Source organism: Streptomyces sp. NPDC102402, from assembly GCF_044765765.1.
Lineage (GTDB): Bacteria > Actinomycetota > Actinomycetes > Streptomycetales > Streptomycetaceae > Streptomyces.
In genome coordinates this window covers 407305-428382 of the sequence record NZ_JBIWKR010000001.1, presented here as the reverse complement: position 1 = coordinate 428382, position 21078 = coordinate 407305, and the positions used below count along the sequence as shown (strand labels likewise).

At 68.4% G+C, this 21078-nt stretch carries 17 protein-coding genes, 1 tRNA gene and 1 other RNA gene; 11 read left to right on the top strand and 8 right to left on the bottom strand.

Features of this window, described 5'->3' with window-relative positions:
- Positions 1–26: 26 nt before the first annotated feature.
- Positions 27–2099: a PaeR7I family type II restriction endonuclease gene (locus ACIRJR_RS01685; RefSeq protein ID WP_403772206.1), complete on the bottom strand. Its 2073-nt coding sequence runs from the start codon at positions 2097–2099 to the stop codon at positions 27–29.
- Positions 2100–2181: 82 nt separating this feature from the next.
- On the opposite strand from ACIRJR_RS01685, the gene ACIRJR_RS01680 reads away from it, so the two are divergent.
- Complete coding sequence (locus tag ACIRJR_RS01680; RefSeq protein WP_382986971.1) at positions 2182–2307, top strand: hypothetical protein; 126 nt, start codon at positions 2182–2184, stop codon at positions 2305–2307.
- A 157-nt stretch (positions 2308–2464) separates the two neighbouring features.
- On the opposite strand, the gene ACIRJR_RS01675 is transcribed toward ACIRJR_RS01680, so the two are convergent.
- The 4 genes from ACIRJR_RS01675 to ACIRJR_RS01660 form a co-directional block, all read right to left on the bottom strand.
- The gene (locus ACIRJR_RS01675; protein WP_403772202.1) at positions 2465–4114 is read right to left on the bottom strand and encodes a relaxase/mobilization nuclease domain-containing protein; all 1650 of its coding nucleotides are present in this window, start codon (positions 4112–4114) and stop codon (positions 2465–2467) included.
- A complete protein-coding gene (mobC, locus tag ACIRJR_RS01670) occupies positions 4115–4609 on the bottom strand; it encodes a plasmid mobilization relaxosome protein MobC (RefSeq protein WP_403772199.1) in 495 nt (164 codons plus the stop codon).
- Between the two features lie 165 nt (positions 4610–4774).
- Positions 4775–6103, bottom strand: coding sequence for a hypothetical protein (locus tag ACIRJR_RS01665; protein ID WP_403772196.1), 1329 nt, complete (start codon positions 6101–6103; stop codon positions 4775–4777).
- Between the two features lie 252 nt (positions 6104–6355).
- Positions 6356–7873, bottom strand: coding sequence for a DnaB-like helicase N-terminal domain-containing protein (locus ACIRJR_RS01660; RefSeq protein ID WP_403772193.1), 1518 nt, complete (start codon positions 7871–7873; stop codon positions 6356–6358).
- A gap of 321 nt (positions 7874–8194) precedes the next feature.
- On the opposite strand from ACIRJR_RS01660, the gene ACIRJR_RS01655 reads away from it, so the two are divergent.
- The 7 genes from ACIRJR_RS01655 to ACIRJR_RS01625 all read left to right on the top strand — a co-directional run bounded on the left by ACIRJR_RS01655 (position 8195) and on the right by ACIRJR_RS01625 (position 13769).
- Complete coding sequence (locus tag ACIRJR_RS01655; protein WP_403773744.1) at positions 8195–8689, top strand: helix-turn-helix domain-containing protein; 495 nt, start codon at positions 8195–8197, stop codon at positions 8687–8689.
- Between the two features lie 171 nt (positions 8690–8860).
- The gene (locus ACIRJR_RS01650) at positions 8861–9157 is read left to right on the top strand and encodes a helix-turn-helix domain-containing protein (RefSeq protein WP_403772190.1); all 297 of its coding nucleotides are present in this window, start codon (positions 8861–8863) and stop codon (positions 9155–9157) included.
- Positions 9154–10920, top strand: a complete 1767-nt coding sequence (locus ACIRJR_RS01645; RefSeq protein ID WP_403772187.1) for a tyrosine-type recombinase/integrase — start codon at positions 9154–9156, stop codon at positions 10918–10920. The genes ACIRJR_RS01650 and ACIRJR_RS01645 overlap by 4 nt, the downstream gene beginning before the upstream one ends.
- Positions 10921–10975: 55 nt before the next feature.
- A complete protein-coding gene (locus ACIRJR_RS01640) occupies positions 10976–11488 on the top strand; it encodes a hypothetical protein (protein WP_403772184.1) in 513 nt (170 codons plus the stop codon).
- Positions 11489–11670: 182 nt separating this feature from the next.
- Positions 11671–12723 carry a hypothetical protein gene (locus ACIRJR_RS01635; protein WP_403772181.1) on the top strand — a complete coding sequence of 351 codons (1053 nt, stop codon included), beginning with the start codon at positions 11671–11673 and terminating at the stop codon, positions 12721–12723.
- Positions 12713–13186 (top strand): hypothetical protein, encoded by a 474-nt coding sequence (locus ACIRJR_RS01630; protein ID WP_403772178.1) that lies wholly within the window; start codon positions 12713–12715, stop codon positions 13184–13186. The genes ACIRJR_RS01635 and ACIRJR_RS01630 overlap by 11 nt, the downstream gene beginning before the upstream one ends.
- Positions 13179–13769 (top strand): hypothetical protein, encoded by a 591-nt coding sequence (locus tag ACIRJR_RS01625; RefSeq protein ID WP_403772175.1) that lies wholly within the window; start codon positions 13179–13181, stop codon positions 13767–13769. The genes ACIRJR_RS01630 and ACIRJR_RS01625 overlap by 8 nt, the downstream gene beginning before the upstream one ends.
- A gap of 26 nt (positions 13770–13795) precedes the next feature.
- Here the strand turns inward: ACIRJR_RS01625 and ACIRJR_RS01620 are convergent, their stop codons facing one another.
- The 3 genes from ACIRJR_RS01620 to ACIRJR_RS01610 all read right to left on the bottom strand — a co-directional run bounded on the left by ACIRJR_RS01620 (position 13796) and on the right by ACIRJR_RS01610 (position 16797).
- On the bottom strand, positions 13796–14545 hold the full coding sequence (locus tag ACIRJR_RS01620; protein ID WP_403772172.1) for a PaeR7I family type II restriction endonuclease: 750 nt from the start codon (positions 14543–14545) through the stop codon (positions 13796–13798).
- A gap of 26 nt (positions 14546–14571) precedes the next feature.
- Positions 14572–16203, bottom strand: coding sequence for an Eco57I restriction-modification methylase domain-containing protein (locus tag ACIRJR_RS01615; RefSeq protein WP_403772169.1), 1632 nt, complete (start codon positions 16201–16203; stop codon positions 14572–14574).
- A 506-nt stretch (positions 16204–16709) separates the two neighbouring features.
- Positions 16710–16797 (bottom strand) — tRNA-Ser (locus ACIRJR_RS01610).
- A gap of 131 nt (positions 16798–16928) precedes the next feature.
- On the opposite strand from ACIRJR_RS01610, the gene ffs reads away from it, so the two are divergent.
- The 3 genes from ffs to purD all read left to right on the top strand — a co-directional run bounded on the left by ffs (position 16929) and on the right by purD (position 20748).
- Positions 16929–17025: signal recognition particle sRNA small type (ffs, locus tag ACIRJR_RS01605), an RNA gene on the top strand.
- A gap of 78 nt (positions 17026–17103) precedes the next feature.
- On the top strand, positions 17104–19356 hold the full coding sequence (locus ACIRJR_RS01600; RefSeq protein WP_403772167.1) for a DNA polymerase III subunit gamma and tau: 2253 nt from the start codon (positions 17104–17106) through the stop codon (positions 19354–19356).
- A 138-nt stretch (positions 19357–19494) separates the two neighbouring features.
- Complete coding sequence (gene purD, locus ACIRJR_RS01595) at positions 19495–20748, top strand: phosphoribosylamine--glycine ligase (RefSeq protein ID WP_403772164.1); 1254 nt, start codon at positions 19495–19497, stop codon at positions 20746–20748.
- The last annotated feature ends 330 nt before the right edge of the window (positions 20749–21078 follow it).

Below are 21078 nucleotides of genomic sequence, written 5' to 3'. Positions count from 1 at the left end.
CCTGTCTCACCGAACCGCTGTTCCCTTTAGAACGGTCTCCCGGCAGCAGCCCGGACGGCCTGCCGTATGCCCAAGTCGACAGTTTGGTCGTCGGCTAGTTCCGCAAAGTGGCGTGCCGAGTCTGGATGGTCTCGCAACGCGGATGCCACGATGCTGGCGGCGTCTCCGTCCAGCAAACGCAACCAGGGCCGTATCGCATCCTGCGGGCCCCACTGGTTCCAGGCCCCATCCCATTTGCACATGGTGCGAACGGCCTCGTCTAGCAGATCCCACTCACTCCGCTCAGCCGCATAGGTGGATACAGCATGGAGCCAGGAGGCGGCACGCGCTGCCTCACCGAACTGCACTTGTCTCGTGCCGACCCCACCCACATGTTCCGCGAATGCGTGCATGAGTGCGTTTGCCTGTTCGGGGTTGCGAGAGAGGGGTGGCGCTGCCAGTTCGGAGGGGAGTTGAGTCAGAACATCCAGATGCAAATCATAGTCGTCGGGGTAGTCAGAGATGAGTACAAGCAGTGCGTCGATGGAGGCGGAGTTACCTGCCCTGGCAGCGGCGAGTAGTGGCACCGCCTGCTCGGTGGGTGGGCCTTGGGGCACATTGAACTCCCGCGCGATCAGAGTCAATAGTTCTTCGATGCTCTGGGGCCTGAGCGTGGGCTCCGGCTGTGTAGCGGCCCTGACAATGCTGCGCCACGGGCCGACGGGTGGGAGCAAGAGCACGTTTGCCTGGGGCGCCTTTCCAGTGAGCGCCCAAGCGATTACTCGCCCAAGGCTGTAGATATCGCTGGATTGAGTGGTGGTCTCGTGAGGGTTCATGGAAAGTTCGGGGGCGGAGAAGCCTTCGGTGCCAATGTAGTGACCTGTTCGACCGGGCATAGTCGTTTGCCCCCGAGGGCGACGTCCGATTCCCCAGTCAGCGAGGACCCAGCGACCCTGTAGGCGGAGGATATTAGAGGGCTTGATGTCGCGATGCACCCAATCCTGCTTATGTGCTTCTCCCAACACGGACGCCATCGCATAAACCAGGTCTCGGAGCCGCTCAGGGTCTTGGAGATGTTCGTGATGGTCCTCTGCTGTCGCATCAGCCATAGGCATTACGAACCATGCACCATCTGGCTCGGCATCTAGCACAGGCATGGCGTTTGGATGGTTGCTTAGCAGGCGGGATATCTCGATCTCGCGCTGCATTCGAGCGACAGCGAGATCTCGCTTGGAGCGACGGCGCTTGAAGGCGACCTCAGTCTGTGAGGATTTGTGAACGGCGCGAAATACCTGCGCCTGGGCACCCTCTCCTATGGGTAGTCGGTCGAGCGCATAAGCGCTACGATCTCCACGCGCATTGCGAAGTACTTCTTTGTAGTGGTAGAGGTCTTCTGTTGCGACTTCAGATAGGGCATATGGCGCGTGCGCAGATATTGTGGTCGCGACCGGAGTGAGTGCAGACATTGCGGCAATGTACGAGAGCACTCGCGTGGCGAGGGAATCGACGAGCCCGCTTACTGACATGTCTGAGCGGGGCTCTTCAAGTGACGGATCTTCAGCCTTGCTTGTGGATACGTAGGCGATTCCATCGTAGAGCCCATCGCTGCGGAACTGTGTAAAAGTGTCGCCCAGTCGATCCTTATACGAGGGGCCCCAGGAGGATTCTGCGGAGGAGCTTCGCGGCCTTCTGGTTGGCTTATTTGCGCCTTCGCTCTCCTGGAGGATGAAAAATAGGCCAAGGTAGGGACGGAATCTTTCAATGCTCTGGCCGTCAAGCTGCCTGACTGCGAAGGCGTTCCCTGTGAGCTCCTGAATTCGGTTATTGAAATTGTTTCCGTAGGTTGGTCCGCCGAGTGATTTGAAGGTGACAGCGGCGAGGGGGGTGTCATCCCTGAATATTGCTATGTCCCATGCGGAACGGCCGAGACCATAGGAGCCCGGGAATTCCGCAGCCCGGCCGACCCGGATCCAGGTCGGGTCAATGCCGCGTGCGACAAGAGAGTCGACTGTAGTCGTCACCAGCGTGTCGTACGCATTGCTGGCTCTTGCTTGTTGAGCGTCGCGTCTCTCACGCGTAGACCAGAAAGTGCGAGCTGCTTCCCTTACCGGCTCGGCCATCGTTCCCCGCTCAGTATTGATCGTGGCTACCGTCGATGAGGCTACAGATCAGGTCTGACAGAGAGCTGGGCAGTCCCCCGTCATGAGCATCGACATCGTGAGGGTCCACATAGCCTGGCGCGATTCGATCGCCAGCCCGATATCGGGCCACGAGTGGACTCCGCTCGGCGACATCGAGACCGATATGGCTGCCTGCCAGGCTGTCTGACGCGGGCCCCGCATCGGGCAAACTCACTCCATGCAGTCGTCGGGCCCCAGTCCCGCGTACCGCTCCGGGGCGTGAGAAGGCAATGGTGTCAACCGTTCTGTGGGCTGGCCGGTAGACGGTCTGAGAGCCGTTCTGCTGTCGGACGGCAAGGCTGGGGTCAGCGCATACGGCGGTGCTGGTCGGTGTGGACGGGGCGGTAGGGGGCCTGCCGCGGTGCCGGGCCACGGCTGGTGGTTCGTTGGTTCAGGTCGGCGAGACGGTGCAGCCGCCAGGTGAGGACTTCGCTGACGCTGGTCACGGTGTCGAGTTCTCGCTCGTGCGCGGCTTGGGTGAGGAGGGCGGCTGGATTGTGGCCGGCGGTGCCGGCCTGGGCGAGGGTGGCTGCCAGGGCGGGCCAGCCGGCCTCGGTGAGGATCTGCTCGGCCTGCTCAGGTAGGGCTCGCCGCACGGCGTTCGCTTGCTGGTGGTGAAGCCATTCGGGCAGCTGGGTTCCTCGCTGGCGGATCACGGCCAGCGGCGCGGTCGCGGCGGCCTGATACGCGGTGCGGAGATGCACGGTGGCCTGTGATGCGGCCTTGGCCTGTTGGGTGTGGCCGCGAGTGCGGTGCCAGTGCTGCGCGGCCACGGCTGCCAGGAGGAGGGCGTCGAGAAGGACCGCGAGGAGGACTCCGTCTTTCGGGGCGGGTTCACGCAGGATCGCTTTGACCGCTCGCCGGGTGGCCTGGGTCTGTTGGTGCTGCGCGCGGATTCGGGAGCGGCTCGCCCGCTCGAAGGCGGTGGCTGCTTGCAGGAGTTCGGGCCGCAGGCTCGCGGGGACGGCGAGGGGCAGGACATCGAGGGCTTCGGCGAGGACGGTGACGTGGGCCTGCCCGGCTTCGGCATCGTCGTTCCTGAGGTGGTCGGGGATCTGGTCAATGGCGGCGGTGAGGCGCCGCCAGGTCGGGAAGCCGGTGCCTTCCTTCGGTGCCGCCTCGGGAGCCGTAAGGCGTTCGGCGATCTTGGGATAGGAGAGGTCGGGGGCGAGGGTCGAGCCGGAGAACCACACCGGTTGGCCGTGGGCGTTGGTGTCGCCGTCGAGGGCGACCTTGTAGCCGCGGACGTCCCCGGACGGGAAGTACTGGACGTCGATGAGGGCTCCGGCACCTTCGACGAGCCGGAAGAACTCCTCGGTGTCCATGGCAGCTGAGAGCGCGGTGCGGACGACGGTACGAAGGTGCTCACGGGAGGTTCGGGCGTTCCCCGTGCGGCGGGCTTTCTCCTGCTCGGCGCGGGTGGGGCGCTTGGCGGCGGTGCGGTCGCCCCGTTGGACCTGTCGTAGCCCGTACTCCTTCTCGATCGCTTCGAGTTCCTTGTCGGCGCGCAGGAAGTCGTTCCAGTTCCGGGGCGGGCGGAGGTCACCTCGGACCTTGGTGGCGACGATGTGGATGTGGTCGTCGGCGTGGCGGACGGCGACCCAGCGGCAGGCGTCGGGGTCACCGGCGGGTGCGATGCCGGTGGCGTCGAGGACGCGGCGGGCGATGGTTGCCCACTCGTCGTCGGACAGGTGGCGGTCCTCGGGGGCGGAGCGGATGGAGCAGTGCCAGACGTGGTTCTCCGGCGCCTTGTGGCTAGCCTGCTTGACCCTCAGGTCGAGGACGACGGCGAGCTGGGCGAGTGTCGCGTCCGGGTCGCGGCCGGGGTCGGGGGCGAAACCGTCGAACGAGGCCACGAGGTGGGGGTCGGTGTGTTCGTTGGCGCGGCCGGGACCGTAGAGGTAGTTCAGGACGCCCCGGGTCTTGTGCCCCGGCTTGACGATGTTCGCGATCAACTAGGCCGCCTGTTGCTTTGTGGCCGCCACGTCGGCGGCGGTGTCGACCGCGGTGGCCGCCCGCTTGACCGTGACCAGGACCCGTCCGGCCTCGGCGAGCACGGCAGCGTCCACCGGGTGGGTATCACCACCGGAGTTGAGGCGGTGGGCAACCTGGTTCACGTTCGTACCGATCTTGGCGACCTGCGCGCGCAAAGCGGCGAGCTCGTCGATCAGGTCGTCGGTTGCGGTCCGATCGCCAGGCAGGACGAGGTCGTTGCCCAGGTGAGCCATGACGATCGCACCGACCAGGTGCGCACCGGCCAGACCTAGGCGACGGGCTTCGGCCAGGATCGCTCGCTTCTCGTCGACGCTGTAGCGAACATCGACGCGCTCCTTGCGTTGCACGTTCTGGCGGGCGCGACGGTGGGAGACACGACGCAGCGCGGCCTCGTCGGCGGCTCGCCCGCCTGCTGTCCCCGGTGCGCCCTCGCGCCGGGGACCAGTCTCCGCCACTCCCGGGGCGGAGGCTTCTGCGTTGGACCGGCCCTTGGACGGTCCAACGCCATACCTTGCTCCGCCCGGGGCTGGGTGGGTGGTCGACTGAAGCTGGGGCGTGGTGGGTTCGCGAAGGGAGTGGGGCATGGGTCTCCTTGTCGGTCTGGAGGGGGCCGATGGCCGTCAGCCGTGGCGTTCGCTCTTGACCGCCCGAACCATGGCTCCGGCGTGGTCGCTAGCGACGCTGTATCCGTCGTCGCGTACGGCCTGCTCCAGGAGGTCGCGAGACAGCCGGCCGTGCGCATCGAAGAGCCTTTGGGCGTAGCCGCGAAGAATCTCGTCGGTAGCACGGAGCTTCTGGCCGGGCCGTTTCGGCTTCGGTGTGGAGTACTTGCCCGTGGTGGCTCCTGAGCGGCTGCCCGTGGGAGGAGAAGCCGCCATTTGCGGGCGGGCAGGATCCGAGCTGGAGCGGGCGGTGAGACCCGGGCGAGCGCCAGAGCCGGGTGCCTCGTCGCCCGGCTCGGAAGGGTGCGGGCAGGGCTGCTTCTGCACCCGCTCGCCGCCAACATTCGCCCGCTCGACGACCTCCGCCCGCGAGCGGTCGGGCTGTGCTGCGGGCGGGCTGGCGGGCTGCCCGGAGGGCGGGGTCCAACGCCTGGGCAGGTCGATGGTGGCCAGATCGGCTGCCTGACGGCGGGTGGCGAGCTGGCGGAGCAGCCGCTCGTTGCGGAGCGGGTCGGCATCGACACCCGAGCGGGCGAGGGCCGTGGACAGACGACGCACGGTGCGACGGCCCCTCCGCCCGGTGCGTTGCGCGGGCGGCATCTCGGCGAGACGGGCGGCCAGTGCGACGGCCCGGCGCGCGGCCCGGTCATGGATGATCTGGGCGGCGCCTTGGTCTCGCTCGGCGATCCCGAGGCGGGCGAGCAGCCGCTCGCGGGCTTGCCGGGTGAGGACGGCTGCGAGCCCGCGGGAGGCGGAGTCGGGTGTGTGCTGGCGCAGCTCGATGCCCATGGCCAGGTGCCACAGCACTGCGGCCATTACGGGGCCTGTGAAGGCGCGCACGGTGCCCCCGACCGGGCCGGACTCGGCGTACGCGGGGATGGCCTGCACCGTGGTGATGACCCAGACCAGGACTCCGGGCAGGCCGGCCGCGCTCCTTGGCCCGTGCAGGTTCTGGCGGGCCATCAGCGCCACCGAGAACAGCGCGAGCTCAGCGGCTGCGAACATCACGGCACGTTCGGTGGTGTCGCGCATGCCGAGGTGGTGGGCGGCGAACCGCCAGCTCGTGTCGGCACTGTAGGCAGTGCACACGAGCGCCGCCACGGTAGCTGTGACGACTGCTGCCGAAGGCTTCCGCTTCGGATCACGGGCGGGACGACGGCTGCGCCGGGTCTTCAGGCCCGCAAGAAGCGCCGAGGCGGCGACGGCCAAGACGATCACGGCCAGGAGCGGGCTGTCGGCGTTCGGGAGCGAGATGGTGGCGAGCGTTTCGGATATCGCGGGGGGCATGTGCGGGGCTACTCCGAGACAGGGCAGGAAAGACGATCACGGCGTTCACGGAGGGGGCGTACACGCGGGCCCCCTTCTAAAGGGGGGCCCGCGCGTGATCGCTCAGGCGTGTGAGCGGCGTGAACGCCCGTGTGATCGCTTGACCTGCGGATTTTCTGTGAGCGTGTGCGCTGTGAGCGGTTCGCGACGGTCTGCGGCTGCGAAGGCCGCGTGTACGGTCGCGTGAACGCTCCGAGAGGGCCGGAGCGAAGATCAGCCCACGGAGATGAGGTGGCGAGCGGAGGCGTAATAGCGGGCCTGCTGGCCGCCTCCGGCCCCTCCAGCGATGCCGTCGGTCTTGGTGGCAAGACTGCTGTCGACGAGGCGGCCGAGATGGCGTCGCGCCTTCTCGACGTCGGCTCGCTCGGGATCGCCACCGACGAGGATGGTGGCCAGTTCGCGTGCGGTCAGCCCGCCAGGGGCGTTCCGCAGCAGGACGGCGGGGTCCTTGGTGGGGTCGACGGTGGTGGTCCCACGTGCATGGTTGTGGGTGACGTCCAGGGGGCCGACTTCGCCGGTGGGCGTCTTGAGGTGGTGCAGGGTGACTGCGGGGTCGCCTGCCCTGCCGGTGATGAACAGGACGCTGCCGGCGCCGGCGGTGAACCAGGTGGAGCCGTACACCTGGTCCAGGCTGGGGCGCTGGCCGCGTGGCGCGTCGGCGGTTGCCTTGCGCTGGTGATGCAGCTCCATGATCTCCACCCCGTTGCGCAGGGCGCGCATGCGGGCGTTGTGGAAGGCGACCGCGAGGCTGTCGTCGACCATCGTGCTGACCGCGTCCTTGAGGCTGTCGATCACGATGGTGTCGGCCTGGTGGGCGGCGGCAAGGTCGGCCAGGAGGTCGGGCTCCTTGTCGAGGGTGGCGGGCAGCGGGCCCTCCCAGACCACGAGCCGCTCGCGCAGGATCCTCTCGTCGGTGGAGAAGACACGGCGGGCCATAGCCTTGGCGATCTGTTTCGGGCGGTCCATCGCCAGGTAGAGCACGCGCCTGCTGGGAGCGACGGGCATCTCCAGGACGGTCTCCGTCAGGCCGAGGCGAGCGAAGATCACCTGATGGGCCAGCGTCGTCTTCCCGACGCCCGGAGCGCCGACGATCATCAGACTCTCGCCGGGTGCCCAGACGGTCTTCTCGCCCGTGCCCCACAAGGGCTCGGCGTTCGCGCCGCTCTCTTTGACAAACGACCATCCATCGGTGGCGAAGCGGGACAGTCGACCCTGTCCCGACGCGAGCGCGCGCTCGCGTTCGGCGCGTACTTCCGTTTCGATCTCGCTGCGGATCGCCTCGGGATCAGCTCCGGGCTCCCGGATCTGCTGGAGAGTGCGCACGGCTGAGGTCACCAGGCGGCGCAGGTCCGCCTTGGCGCGGACGATCTCCGCGTGGTACTCCGCGCTGCTGGTGCCGTAGGGGGCGTCGGCGAGCTGGGACACGTATACGGGGCCGCCAACGCGCTGTAGGTCGCCCTGCTGCTGGAGCAGCTCGGTGAGAACGATCGGGTCGGTCGGCTTGTCCTCGCGATGCTGCGCGAGGAGCGCGCGCCAGATGGTCTCGTGCGCGGGCCGGTAGAAGGCGTCGTCACCGAGAATGGGCCTGACCGCGGCGATGATGCCGGGTTCGTGCATGCAGGCGCCGAGGACCGCGCACTCGGCGTCCAGATTGAACGGATGCTCTGTCGGGGTGGAGCCTTCGTCGAAGCGGGATGGCGTCTGGGATGGCAGGGTCGTACCCTGGTTCACGGAGCTCCTCACCCGGCAGGCCATACGGGGCGGCAACCCCGGCCTCCGGTTTCGATCGTTCAGGGATGGATGGTTGTGCGGTGGAGCCTCTACTTCGGCCCCGGTGTTCGTAGCACCGGGGCCGCCTGCGTGTGCGGTTCCGTCCGTCGCTGTACGGCGGACTACGACCATAGCCGAGATTTTCGGAAGCGCAATGCCTTGCATTTCAATCCGTAACGATGTTTAGTTGTGGATGCTGGATCGATCGGATCTGTCGTCGTGTGAAGGGAGGCGCGAGTGAGCGGTGAGGAAAGCGCGGAGCGCGCCGGCCCAGGTCGGCCGGTGCCGGAAGATCACGTCGCCGCGCGCGTCAAGCTGGAACGCGAGGTCCGCGGTTGGAGCACGGTGAAGCTCGCCGAGGAGATGGCCGCCGTCGGCCATCCGATCAACCAATCCGCGATCTGGCGTATCGAAAGCGGCAAGCCCCGTCGCAGGGTCAACCTCGATGAAGCGCTCGGCTTCTGCAAGGTTTTCGACCTCACCATGCAGGACCTGACCGGACCGCCGGACGAGCTGGCCACGCCCCGCATCCGCCAGCTCGCACATGAGTACGTCCAGGTAACGCTGGAGTACCGCCAACTGCGAGCGGCGATCGACCGGAACCAGATGCACCTGCGTGAGATCGATGTCGAACTCAACGCCTACGGTGACAAGGGTCCTGAGCAGAGAGGACAGGTCGACGAACTCCTCCGGCTCGAAGAACGGACCCAGCAGAGAAATCTGCACCCGTCCCGGGCACACCTGAGAAACCAGAACCAGCCACCAGCCGGCGAGTAGCCGACCACTGTCCTTTCTGCGGCGCTACGAACGCCGAAAAGCCCCACGCACGGCGACTGCCATCGCCGACGATCATCCACCGCTCCATCCATCCCTGAACGACGCCACAGGCCAGGTCGACGGGAGTTGCCGCTCCCGCGACGCCGCGAGGCCGACGCGAGGAGCACTGCCATGCCGCAGCCCGTCCTGCCCATTTCCCAGATAGCCCAGCTTCTGGATGTCCCCGAAGACGCCCTGCGCACTCTGATGGCCGAGCGCCGCTCCACTGGCGACACGACCCTTGTCGCTCTCACCGTCACCGAGGCCGCCCGTCGAATCGGCATCGGCCGAACCAAGCTCTACGAGTACGTCTCCTCCGGCGAGATCGCATCCGTCAAGATCGGGAGCCTGCGCCGCATCCCAGCGGAGGCGGTGAACGACTTCCTGGCCCGCCGCCTGTCGGCGACCGACTTCGGGGCTGCCGCGTGACTCGCGCCTCCGCACCGAAGTCTCGCCAGCCCAACGGCAACTCCTCCATCTACCTCGGCAAGGACGGACGCTGGCACGGCCGTGTCACCGTCGGCGTGAAAGACGACGGCACCCCGGACCGGCGCCACGTCAGCCGCAAGACCCGATCCGAGGTCACCAAGGTCGTCCGCGAGCTGGAGCGCCAGCGGGACAAGGGCGCGGTGCGCAAGGCCGGCCAGAGCTGGACGCTTGCGACCTGGCTCACCCACTGGGTCGAGAACATCGCAACGCCGAACGTCTCCGAGAACACCATCGACGGCTACCGGGTTGCGGTGACCTACCACCTCGTCCCCGGCCTTGGCGCCCACCGCCTGGAGAAGCTGGAGCCGGAGCACCTGGAGCGCTTCTACAAGAAGATGCAGGAGACTGGCAGCGCCGCCGGCACTGCCCACCAGGTGCACCGCACCCTCCGTACCGCGCTCAACGAAGCCGTGCGTCGTGGGCACGCCGTCCGGAATCCGGCGACGATCGCGAAGGCCCCGCGCCTCGAAGAGGACGAAGTCGAGCCGTACTCGGTCGAGGAGGTCCAACGCCTCCTGGCGGAGGCGGGGAAGCACCGCAACGCGGCCCGCTGGGTCATCGCCTTGGCGCTCGGACTCCGTCAGGGCGAGGTCCTCGGCATGCAGTGGACCGACATCGACTTCGAGCTCGGAGTCATCCGCGTCCGACGAGGCCGCCTCCGGCCCCGCTACGAGCACGGCTGCGGTAACCGCTGCGGGCGCAAGCCCGGCTACTGCCCGCAGAAGATCAACGTCCGGCGCGAGACCAAGAGCGTGAAGTCACGAGCCGGTCAGCGGCCCATCGGCGTTCCGGACGAGCTGATGGCCCTGCTCCGACGGCACAAGGAGGAGCAGGGCCGAGAGCGCGCTCTCGCTCGTGACCTCTGGACGGAGAAGGAGTACGTCTTCACCTCGCCGGTCGGCGAACCCCTGAACCCGAACACCGACTTCCACCGGTGGAAGGACCTGCTGAAGGCTGCGGGGGTTCGCGACGGCCGCCTTCACGACGCCCGCCACACGGCGGCCACGGTCCTGCTCATCCTCGGGATCTCCGACGCCGTCGTCGACAGCATCATGGGCTGGGAGCCCGGCAAGTCCGCACGGATGCGCCGCCGCTACCAGCACATGACCGGCCCCGTCCTGCAGCAGACTGCTGCCAAGATCGGAGCCCTGCTCTGGGCCGTGCCTGCGGACGGCGCGGAGGAGGTTGGCTCCCCTGCCGCCGTGCGCTCCGGCCCTGCCTCGGTCGACTCAGCTGTCTACCTCGCTGACCTTGGCGGTCGACGCCTGGCCTTCGCCGCCCGCGAGCACGCGGAGCAAGTGATTGCCCAGTGGTGCGAGGACCGGCCAGGCCAGGCGGCACAGGTCGAGGAGATGGGGCGGGAACACTGGGAGGCCGAGGCGGGAGGCGGAGCCCAGCTCATCCGCCATGAGGTTCCCGACCGCCGAATGGTGCACCACGCTCATGCCGTGTTCCTGACGGGAGGTGAACGGCTCAACGTCGGGAGTCCTGCCCGATGGTCGACATGGGCCTGGGACTTCGAGCCCGATCTATACACGGACCTGCCAGTCCGCTGGCACACTTCTCGTCGGCCAGGCCAGGAGATCGAGGCCCACGTGCGTGGCACGGACGAGAATGCGGTCTCGTCGGCCTACGGGGAGGCGTGCGCACAGGCTGTGGACCGGGCGCGTAATCCCGCCACGTACGGCGATGGGCACAGTTAGCGGCCCGCAGCGCAGAAGAACGCGCTGCGAAGGAGAGCGATGGAGGCCCCACGGCATGAAGTACAAGAACGAAGCCGAGATCATGCGCGCGCTCGGGATCGACACCTGGAGGCATCTCTCCAAGGAGAAAGCGGTCAAGTTCGCGGCCATGATGCCTGACATGGACACCGAAGTGGCCATGAAGATCGTCGAACAGTTCCCCGAGTTCAGGAAGTTCGCCACGGATGCCTTCGGAGCCATCGAGAAGGCCCACGAGGCCACTCTCGCGGACGGCAGGCATAGCCTGGATCAGGTCTACCAGGCCCTCCGGGAGAACCGGGTGATCTTCGAGCGAGAACTCCACAGAGGCGACCTGACCTGGGAGCAGAGGAAGCACCTCCTCGAACTCATCCAGGAAACGGCAAGACTTGCTTCTCAGAAGGACACTGAGCACAAGCGCCACGTGGATGGTCTGCTGAAGAAGACCATGCTCGGTGTCGGATCCGCGCTCGCTCTGGGTGTGGTTTTCGTCGGAGGCCGGATCCTGGCGCAGGGCAAGGAAGAACCCGATGACTCCGGGGAGTCGTGACCCGGTGGGCGGCGCCGGTCCGTGATCTCGGTGACCATCTCATCGACTGGGCCGCGCTGGGCTATGCCCCTGCTGTGCGCGGGGGCATTGTCAGTGGTGTGCGTCAGACTCGGAACACGGCACACACCCGTGTCGGCCGTCTGTCCACGCCTCTCACTCCTCTGCACCCGCAAGGAACGGTCATGGCACATCTGCACAAGCAGTTCGACGACCTGCTCACCCTGATCAACGTAGAGCCCGACGTCCTCGCGGCGACGCGCGAACGTCTCGTGTTGGCACGCGCGTTGGCTGAGAAGCACCCCGAGGGCCGTACGTCCTACAGCTCGGGTTCTATCCCCGTTGGCACCCACGTTCAGCCGCACGGGGGAGCCGTCAGCGACGGGGACGGCGGGATCATCCTGGACCGTGTCCGGCACCCGGAGCTTGGTCCTGACGGCGAAGGGGAGGCCCCGCACGCCGTCACCGACGAACTCGTCGCGTTCATCGGTCCGAAGCTCCGCGACCCGGAGCGCACCCCGTCTTACCCCAAAGCGCGAGTGTGCAAGTCCCGGCGGGGCCTCAAGATTCATTTCGGTGCTCCGGTTAACGGCACGGATGTCACGGTTGATCTCATCGTGGCGCTGCGCCGCCGCGATGGGCGCGGACTATGGATCCCCGACCTGGAGCGGGCCCAGGGCTCCAAGAAGGCATGGAGTGCCAGCGACCCCCAAGGCCACGTGGAGCTGTTGACATCCGGCGCCGACGCCCTGCGGCGCACCCGGCGCCGCGCCATCCGCATCCTCAAGGCGTGGAATGCTCAGGCCACGAAGCCAGGCTTTTCCTCGCACCAACTCTCCGTGTGGGCATATGAGTTCGTCGAGCCTCGAATGGGCCTCGTCGGCGCGGTCCACGCGGTGCTGCGGGAGGCCGCCCTGCGCCTCCAGCGTGGCGAGCAGACCAAGGATCCGCGCTCCGTCTCGCCCGACCTCAAGCCGCTGATCCCCGACGCGGACGCGGAGCGGCGGCTGCGGGTCGCCGCCGACAAGCTCGCGAAGGCCATAGCCGACTCCGACGACATCGACACGGTGGCGGAGGTCTTGGAGCAGCTCTTCCCCAAGACGATGCGTGAACGAGAGCGCGCCTTCTCCGCCGCCTCTACTCCCCTGAGCACCACCGCCAGCCTCGGTCTCGCCGGCGCGAGCCTGCTCCTCCCGAAGACGCGTTCGTGGAGGGAGGATGTGGCCGTTGAGCGGTGACCGGCGTCCCGCGCGCCGTCCTTGGTTCGCCCGTCCCGTGGCCCGCGCCAAGCTGTTGACCGGGATGCGCTCAACGGGGCTCGACGTGCGCGAGGTGGACAGGCCCGCCGACTTCGCGTCCGGTTTCACTGTCCAGGTCTACCCGCACGTGCAGATCCTGCCCTCGCACAGTCTCCGCATCGTCTTCGCTCCCGGCGATCCGGCATTCCCCCGCGTCCACGCACGCGGACCCGACTGTCCCGCCCACCGCAACTCCGACGGCTCCCTTTGCCTCTGGTACCCGAAGGACGCCCCCTCGCGCCGCTGGTCGCCCGGGGACGGCGGGCGGCTCCTCATCGCGATCATCGTCCGTCATCTGCGCTGGGAGTCCGCCTATCGCGCCACTAACATCTGGCCGGGCTTCGAAGCACCCCACGGCCACGGTTCGCCGGGTCTCGACGAACAGGACCACATCATTGGCTGACGCGATCAAGGCATTCGGCCCCTACGCCGCCGTTCTGGCCGCAATCGTGACCGGCCTCGTCCTCGGCGTCCAGGCGCGAATTATCCGCCGCGCCCAACTGCGTGAGCGGAAGCAGGAACTGTTCGCGAGCGCGTATGAAGTGAGCATCCAGTACGCGGAGATGGCCTATGCCGTGCGTCGTCGCCGAGCGGACGCCGCCGCCGAGGAGCGGGTCCGTCTGTCGGAGCAGCTGCGGGAGATCCAGTCCAGACTGACCTGGCACGAGGCGTGGGTCCGTTTCGAGGCTCCGGAGGTGGGCGCAGCGTATGACGAACTCGTCGCCCGTACCCGGACGGTGGCCGGGCAGAGCATGAAGGACGCGTGGCGCTCGGCCCCAGCAGCGGACGACACGGCGATGGTGATCCCGACGTCGGTCGTCGACCTGCGGGCGCTGGCGGATGTCCGCGAGCGATACATGACCGCAGTGGAAGCGCACCTTCGCCCCCGGGGCCGGTCCCGCCGCCTCCTCCCGCGCCCGCGCCGCGCCCTGCCGCCTTCTCCCGTGCCCGCTCCCCCGCCCGGTACTGGCCCTGGACCCACGTGATCACCGACGCCCTCGGACGGCTCGATTCAGAGTGTCAATTCGTCGAATACATCGTCCGGCAGCGTCTTGATGTACGCGATGCGTGCACGGATGGCTGCCTCGAGATTGGCCAACGACAAGCCCACCGACGGCTCGATGAAGTGTTCGCTGCCCGCCTCGGCGGTGAGTAGCGCAGCAGCGTCGTAGTTGCCCTCTTTGACCATGCGTTCGAAGAAGATCTTGTACCGTCCTATGTACGACGCTCCCTCGAAGATTGGGTCCGGCGGAAACGGCATGTTCTTGGGCAACTCGACCTTTGTCAATGATTTCGGCGCGCGTTCTACGAGCATGATGAAACCGAACCAGGGCTTCAACTTGCCGAATAGGCCGCGCTCTGCGGCCATCTTGGAGTCGGCCGCGAGCCCGAGGGCTTCCTCCGTCCGGTTGTTGAAGTTGTTGCTGAACGAGGGGCCTCGCTGGGACTTGAACTCCAGCGCCGCGATCAGGGAGCCGCGGTAGAGCACCAGGAGATCCCAGTTCTTCGCCGGTCGAAAGTACGCCGGCAGATGGTTGTGACCGGTCGTGCGCACCTCAAGGCTGATGTCAGGATCGGCGCGCCAGATCTTCGCCACGACTTCCTGCATCGCGTCCATCTGCTTGCCGCCGGTGACGGCTGCGCGATTGCCGGTGTCCTTCACCCCGGTCGCTTGCCCCTGCTTCGCGGCCTGTAGGTCCAGGCCCTTCCAGTAACCGAGAACAGCGGCGCGCCAGGTCTCGACAGGTGTCAGGTCGCTCATGGCCCCCTCTTCTTCTATCTGGATATTCAGATGCTGCCGACGGGCAGCCCGTACGCTTCTTCGGCCGCACGCGTTGCAGCCGCCCTGTCGCCGGCGCGGAACGCGTCACGGAGCCTGGAGGCGATGTCGTCAGGGATCGTTTCGGGGCGCGGAACGGCGATCTTCCGCAGGTACTGTGCCTGGAATCGCAGCGTGCCGCCGCGCATCTTCACCCCGTAGGCGCTCACGAAAGCCTCTGCGATCCGAGACAGCAGTAGCCCGCCGAGCACTTCCATGTCCCACGTCGACGAGACGATGTAGTACAGGTTGTGGTGCGGGTAGTAGCCGCCTGGCTCCAGTACCGGCGTGATCTGGGCTTTCATGTCCTGGAGAAGCAGCTTTGGCCGTTCGGCGAGGCCGGGGTAGACCTTGTCGATGGTGCGGTGCCAGGTGCTTGGGTTCTTCTTCGCGACGAAGCGCTGCTTGACGTTCGGGTGTGATGCGAGGGCGGCCACGAACTTCGGGTAGTCCCCGGGACTCACGAGCCTGCCCTCGTCGTCCCACGGGTTCAGCAGCATCTGCGATGGCGTCGTGAGGCGACCTGTACGGATGTCGTCGGCCATGACGATGGGCGTCAGCCGATCTGGCTCGACGTCGATGCCGGCTTCTGGGCTGATGATGTAAGCCTTGTCGGCTCCGGTTGCGACCCCGATGCTGATCCTCGTCGAGCCGTCTGCTTCGAGCGTCGGGAACGTCTCCTGTAGGTGCTCGAGCAGCTTGATGGTGCGAGGGGGTCCTGCGGGCCAGAAGTCGTCGGTCTCGAACCAGCTGGGGAGGCGCGCGCCTTCCCAGCCCTGGCCTGAAGCCTCCTCTGCCTCGCCCCGCACGAACGACAGGGCTTCGCTAGCGGAGGCTGCTCCGAATGCGGCAGTGGTGTCGATGAACGTGGCGCTGCCCTGCTCGGAGTTGGTCAGGATCGTGATCGCCGGATAGGCGGATACCTCCGCTTCAAATGTGTCCACATCGTGCATCTGCCACACCGACTCGACCGCGTAGCGTGAGGTCACAAGGCCCCGTAGGTGCTTCCCGTAGGCGTTTCGCATCCAACGGTCCGCGCAGATGAACCCAACCTTCCCTCCGCTTGCGAGGATGGACAGCGAACGCTCGTAGAACCCGACGTAGATGTCCGCTCGTCCACGCATCGTCCGCCATGTCTTGCGGTAGGTAGCCTCGGTCTCGTCATCGAGATCCTCGGTGCGGATGTAGGGCGGGTTGCCGATCACGAAGTCGGCATCGGTCGGTACCGCGTCGAGAAGGAAGTCGCCGTGATGCAGCCAGCCAGCGGACAGGGTTCGGGCTTCTGTCGGACTTGCCCCAGCGGCTTGGAGCATGTCCTCTGACTTCTTCCGGCAGGTCGCGACATGATCGTGCTGGAGATCGAGGCCGTACAGGCAGTCAGCCAGTGCCGACAGTTCGGCGCCATGGACCTTTGCAGACTCGAGCAGTCGCTCCAACGCTGGGACGAAAAACGCTCCGGACCCGAGCGATGGTTCAACGACCCTCATCTGGGTGAGGTCCTTGTTTGGCGTATAGCCGACCAGATCAAGAATCGTCTCGACGACCCATCGTCGGGTGAAGACCTCGCCGTACTCGATCTCGTCTGGGGCAGCTGCAGCCATGGGTTCCTCTCGTCACGGCTCACTGCACGAGCCCTCGCTCCAAGGCTATCGGTGGGTGCGACCGCCAGAGCACTTCTCGCACCTCGCTACTCGGATTCGTCACCGCGGCGGCTCGTCGAAGCTCTCTTTCGTGATGAGCGAAGTTCCCGTGTGCCTCCGGCAGCAGGCACGTGTCGCAGCAGGGCCCCGAAGCCCCGCCACTCCAGCAAGCTCCTTGGGAGGTTCGCTCAGCTTCCGCCCGCCACTGCATGCGCGCTGCGCCTCAACTCTCGCCCGTCCCTCTGGAGCCGCCGCAGGAGACCTGCGGCCTGTACGTCGTGGTAGCAGATGGCTTGGCGACGGCCCGGAGTGTGACACGTGGGGTCAGGCGCTGAGCAAAGCTCTCGCTCGTTGCGGATGGTGCCCACTCTCGGTCGCGCCAACTGAGACCAAAACTGAGACCACGCACGTCGAAGGGCCCCACCGCAAGCGGTGGGGCCCTTCGACGTATTGCCCGGTGAGAGCAATGGCGGAGGATACGAGATTCGAACTCGTGAGGGGTTGCCCCCAACACGCTTTCCAAGCGTGCGCCCTAGGCCACTAGGCGAATCCTCCGCCGCAAACAATACAAGACGTTGAGGGGTGCTCGCGAACACGTTCCCCGGAGGTCGTTCCTGATCCTTCTCGGGGGAGGGCGGGGGAGGGAGAGGGTGGACGGCGGGGGGCGGGGATCGGCTAAGGTGGGCGTCAGCCCCTCACGTGGCGCTATCTGACTGAACTCCCCCAGGGCCGGAAGGCAGCAAGGGTAGGTTGGCTCTGGCGGGTGCGTGGGGGGCCCTTGCGTGTCCGGGGTGTGGTGTCCCGCCGGGCGGCGGTCCCGGGCGGGACCGGTTGTCGGTCCGCCCCGATAACCTCGTATGTGTGTCGTCCCTTGCGCTGTACCGCCGCTATCGCCCCGAGTCCTTCGCCGAGGTCATCGGGCAGGAGCATGTCACTGACCCGCTGCAGCAGGCCCTGCGGAACAACCGGGTCAATCACGCGTATCTGTTCAGCGGGCCGCGAGGCTGCGGGAAGACGACCAGCGCGCGCATCCTCGCCCGCTGTCTGAACTGCGAGCAGGGGCCCACGCCGACCCCCTGTGGTGTGTGCCAGTCCTGCCAGGACCTGGCACGCAACGGGCCGGGGTCGATCGATGTCATCGAGATCGACGCCGCGTCGCACGGTGGCGTGGACGACGCCCGTGACCTGCGGGAGAAGGCCTTCTTCGGGCCCGCGTCGAGCCGGTACAAGATCTACATCATCGACGAGGCGCACATGGTCACCCCGGCCGGGTTCAACGCCCTGCTGAAGGTGGTCGAGGAGCCGCCGGAGCATCTCAAGTTCATCTTCGCGACCACCGAGCCCGAGAAGGTCATCGGCACGATCAGGTCGCGTACGCACCACTACCCCTTCAGGCTCGTTCCCCCCGGGACCCTCCGCGGCTATCTCGCCGAGGTGTGCGGCAAGGAGGACAGCTCGGTCGAGGACGGTGTGCTGCCGCTCGTCGTACGGGCCGGCGCGGGCTCCGTGCGTGACTCCATGTCCGTCATGGACCAGCTGCTGGCCGGCGCGGGCGACGACGGTGTGACATACGCCATGGCGACGTCGCTCCTCGGCTATACGGACGGCTCGCTGCTGGATTCCGTCGTGGACGCCTTCGCGGCGGGCGACGGGGCGGCGGCCTTCGAGGTCGTGGACCAGGTGATCGAGGGTGGCAACGACCCGCGCCGGTTCGTCGCCGACCTGCTGGAGCGGCTGCGCGACCTGGTGATCCTGGCCGCCGTGCCGGACGCCGGGGAGAAGGGGCTCATCGACGCCCCCGCCGACGTGGTGGAGCGGATGCAGGCCCAGGCGTCCGTCTTCGGGGCCGCGGAGCTGAGCCGCGCCGCCGACCTGGTCAACGAAGGGCTCACCGAGATGCGCGGGGCGACCTCACCCCGGCTCCAGGTCGAGCTGATCTGCGCCCGGGTGCTGCTGCCCGCCGCCTTCGACGACGAGCGGTCGCTCCAGGCCAGGCTCGACCGGCTGGAGCGCGGGGCGGCGTCCTTCACCGCGGCCGGGCCCGGGCCCGCCGTGGGATACGTGCCGGGTCCGGAGGCCCACGGGGCCGGTGCCGGGATGCCCGCCGGCGGGTACGGAGGCCCTGCCGCGGCCCGCGCGGCGGTCCGGGGAGAGGCCCCGGGCGGCGGCGCCCCCGCCGACGTGACCCCGGCCGTGCCCGTGGCCGCGGAGACCGCGGCTCCCCCGGCCGTCCAGCAGCCTCAGCCGGCAGCGCCGCAGGAAGCGCCGCAGGCGCAGCAGCCCCAGGCGCCCGCCGGCCAGCGTCCCGGAGCCTGGCCCGCGGCGGCCGGAGCCGGCAGCGGCGCGGGCGGTGCCGAGCCGGCCCGCCGGCCTGGCGGCTGGCCGACCGCGTCCGCGCCCGGCAGCGGCGTACCGCAGGCACCCGCGCCCACTCCAGTCCAGGCCGCACCGGCCCCTGCCGCGCAGGCACCCGCCGCGCAGGCACCGGCGCAGGGCGGGCCGGGGATGGCGCAGGGCGCCGCCCAGGTGCGGAACATGTGGCCCGACATCCTGGAGGCCGTGAAGAACCGGCGCCGGTTCACCTGGATCCTGCTCAGCCAGAACGCCCAGGTCACCGGCTTCGACGGCAGCACCCTGCAGATCGGCTTCCTCAACGCCGGGGCCCGCGACACGTTCGCGAGCAGCGGCAGCGAGGAGGTGCTCAAGCAGGCCCTCGCCGAGCAGTTCAACGCCAAGTGGCGGGTCGAATCGATCGTCGACCCGTCGGGAGGCGGCGGCCAGCCCCCGCAGACCGGCGGTGGCGGTGGCGGCAGGCCTCCCGCCGCGCCGTACCAGCCGACGTCCGCGCCGCCGTCCCCGCCGTCGTACGAGCCGCGGCCCGCAGCCCCGGCCCACCAGCCGGCGCCCGCCCAGCAGCCCCCGCCGGAGCAGCCCGGGCGGCCCGAGCCGTCCTCGTACGACCGCGCGGCCCCCGAGCCCCCGCGGTCCGTCGCGCCCGAGGACGACACCGCTGAGGCCGACGATCCCGACCTGGTCGACTCGGCGCTCTCCGGCCACGACCTGATCGTCCGCGAGCTCGGTGCCACGGTCGTCGAGGAATTCACCAACGAGTAGCGGGCTCCGTGTCCCGCCCCGCACCGGGCACGAAGGAGCCGGGACGGCCCGGGGCACGCACAGGCCGGGACCGCCCGCAGCTGTCCACGGAGCGGCGCCCGTCGAGGCGCCCGGCGCCCGGCGGCTAGGCTGCACCCCGTGAAGGTCCTCGTCATCGGCGGCGGCGCCCGCGAACACGCCCTGTGCCGCTCTCTCTCCCTCGACCCCGATGTCACCGCTCTGTACTGCGCCCCCGGTAACGCCGGAATCGCAGAGGTGGCCGAACTGCACCCGGTCGACGCACTCGACGGCGAAGCCGTCGCGCGCCTCTCCACCGAACTGGGCGCCGAGTTGGTGGTCGTCGGCCCGGAGGCACCGCTTGTCGCCGGTGTCGCCGACGCCGTGCGCGCGGCGGGCATCCCCTGCTTCGGGCCCTCGCGCGAGGCCGCTCGGCTGGAGGGCTCCAAGGCGTTCGCCAAGGACGTCATGGCCGGTGCCAACGTCCCGACCGCCCGCAGCTACGTCTGCACGGCCCCCGCCGAGATCGACGAGGCCCTGGACGCCTTCGGCGCCCCGTACGTCGTGAAGGACGACGGCCTCGCCGCCGGGAAGGGCGTCGTCGTCACGGACGACGTCGAGGCCGCGCGCGCACACGCCCTGGCCTGCGACCGCGTGGTCATCGAGGAGTTCCTCGACGGCCCCGAGGTGAGCCTCTTCGCGATCACCGACGGCACCACGGTGCTGCCCCTGCAGCCGGCTCAGGACTTCAAGCGGGCCCTGGACGGCGACGAGGGCCCGAACACCGGTGGCATGGGTGCCTACTCGCCGCTCCCGTGGGCCGACCCGAAGCTGGTGGACGAGGTCATGCAGACCGTCCTGCAGCCGACCGTCGACGAACTCCGCCGACGCGGCACCCCCTTCTCCGGCCTGCTGTACGCGGGCCTCGCGATCACCTCGCGCGGTGTGCGGGTCATCGAGTTCAACGCCCGCTTCGGCGACCCGGAGACGCAGGTGGTCCTGGCACGGCTGAAGACGCCGCTCGCCGGTGTCCTGCTCGGCGCGGCCAACGGCACCCTGGACACCGTCCCCGCGCTGAACTGGCGCGACGACGCCGCCGTCACCGTGGTCATCGCCTCCCACAACTATCCGGGTACGCCGCGCACGGGCGACCCGATCGAGGGCCTCGCGGATGTCGAGGCACAGGATGCGCCGCACGCGTTCGTCCTGCACGCCGGCACCCGGCAGGACGGCGACGCGGTCGTCAGCGCCGGAGGGCGTGTGCTCTCCGTGACGGCCACCGGCGAGGACCTCGGGCAGGCACGGGAGCGTGCCTACGCCGCGGTCGGCCGGATCCGCCTCGACGGGTCCCAGCACCGTACGGACATCGCCCGCAAGGCCGCCGAAGAGGCCTGACACCCGCTCGTCCCTGTGCCCGGCCCTCCACGGAGGCGCCGGGCACAGGTGCGTCCGGGCGGCCTCCGAGCCCCGGGAAGGGCGCCTGGGGGTCACGGCGCCCGGTTCGCCCCGGCGCCCGGTTCGCCCCGGCGCCCGGTTCGCCCCCACGCCGGGATCGTCCCGACGCCTGGATCGCCCCCACGCCGAGATCGTCCCGGCGCCCGGTTCGCCCCCACGCCGGGATCGCCCCGGCGCCCGGTTCGCCCCCACGCCGGGATCGCCCCGGCGCCCGGTTCGCCCCCACGCCCGGTTCGCCCCGGCGCCCGGTTCGCCCCCACGCCGGGATCG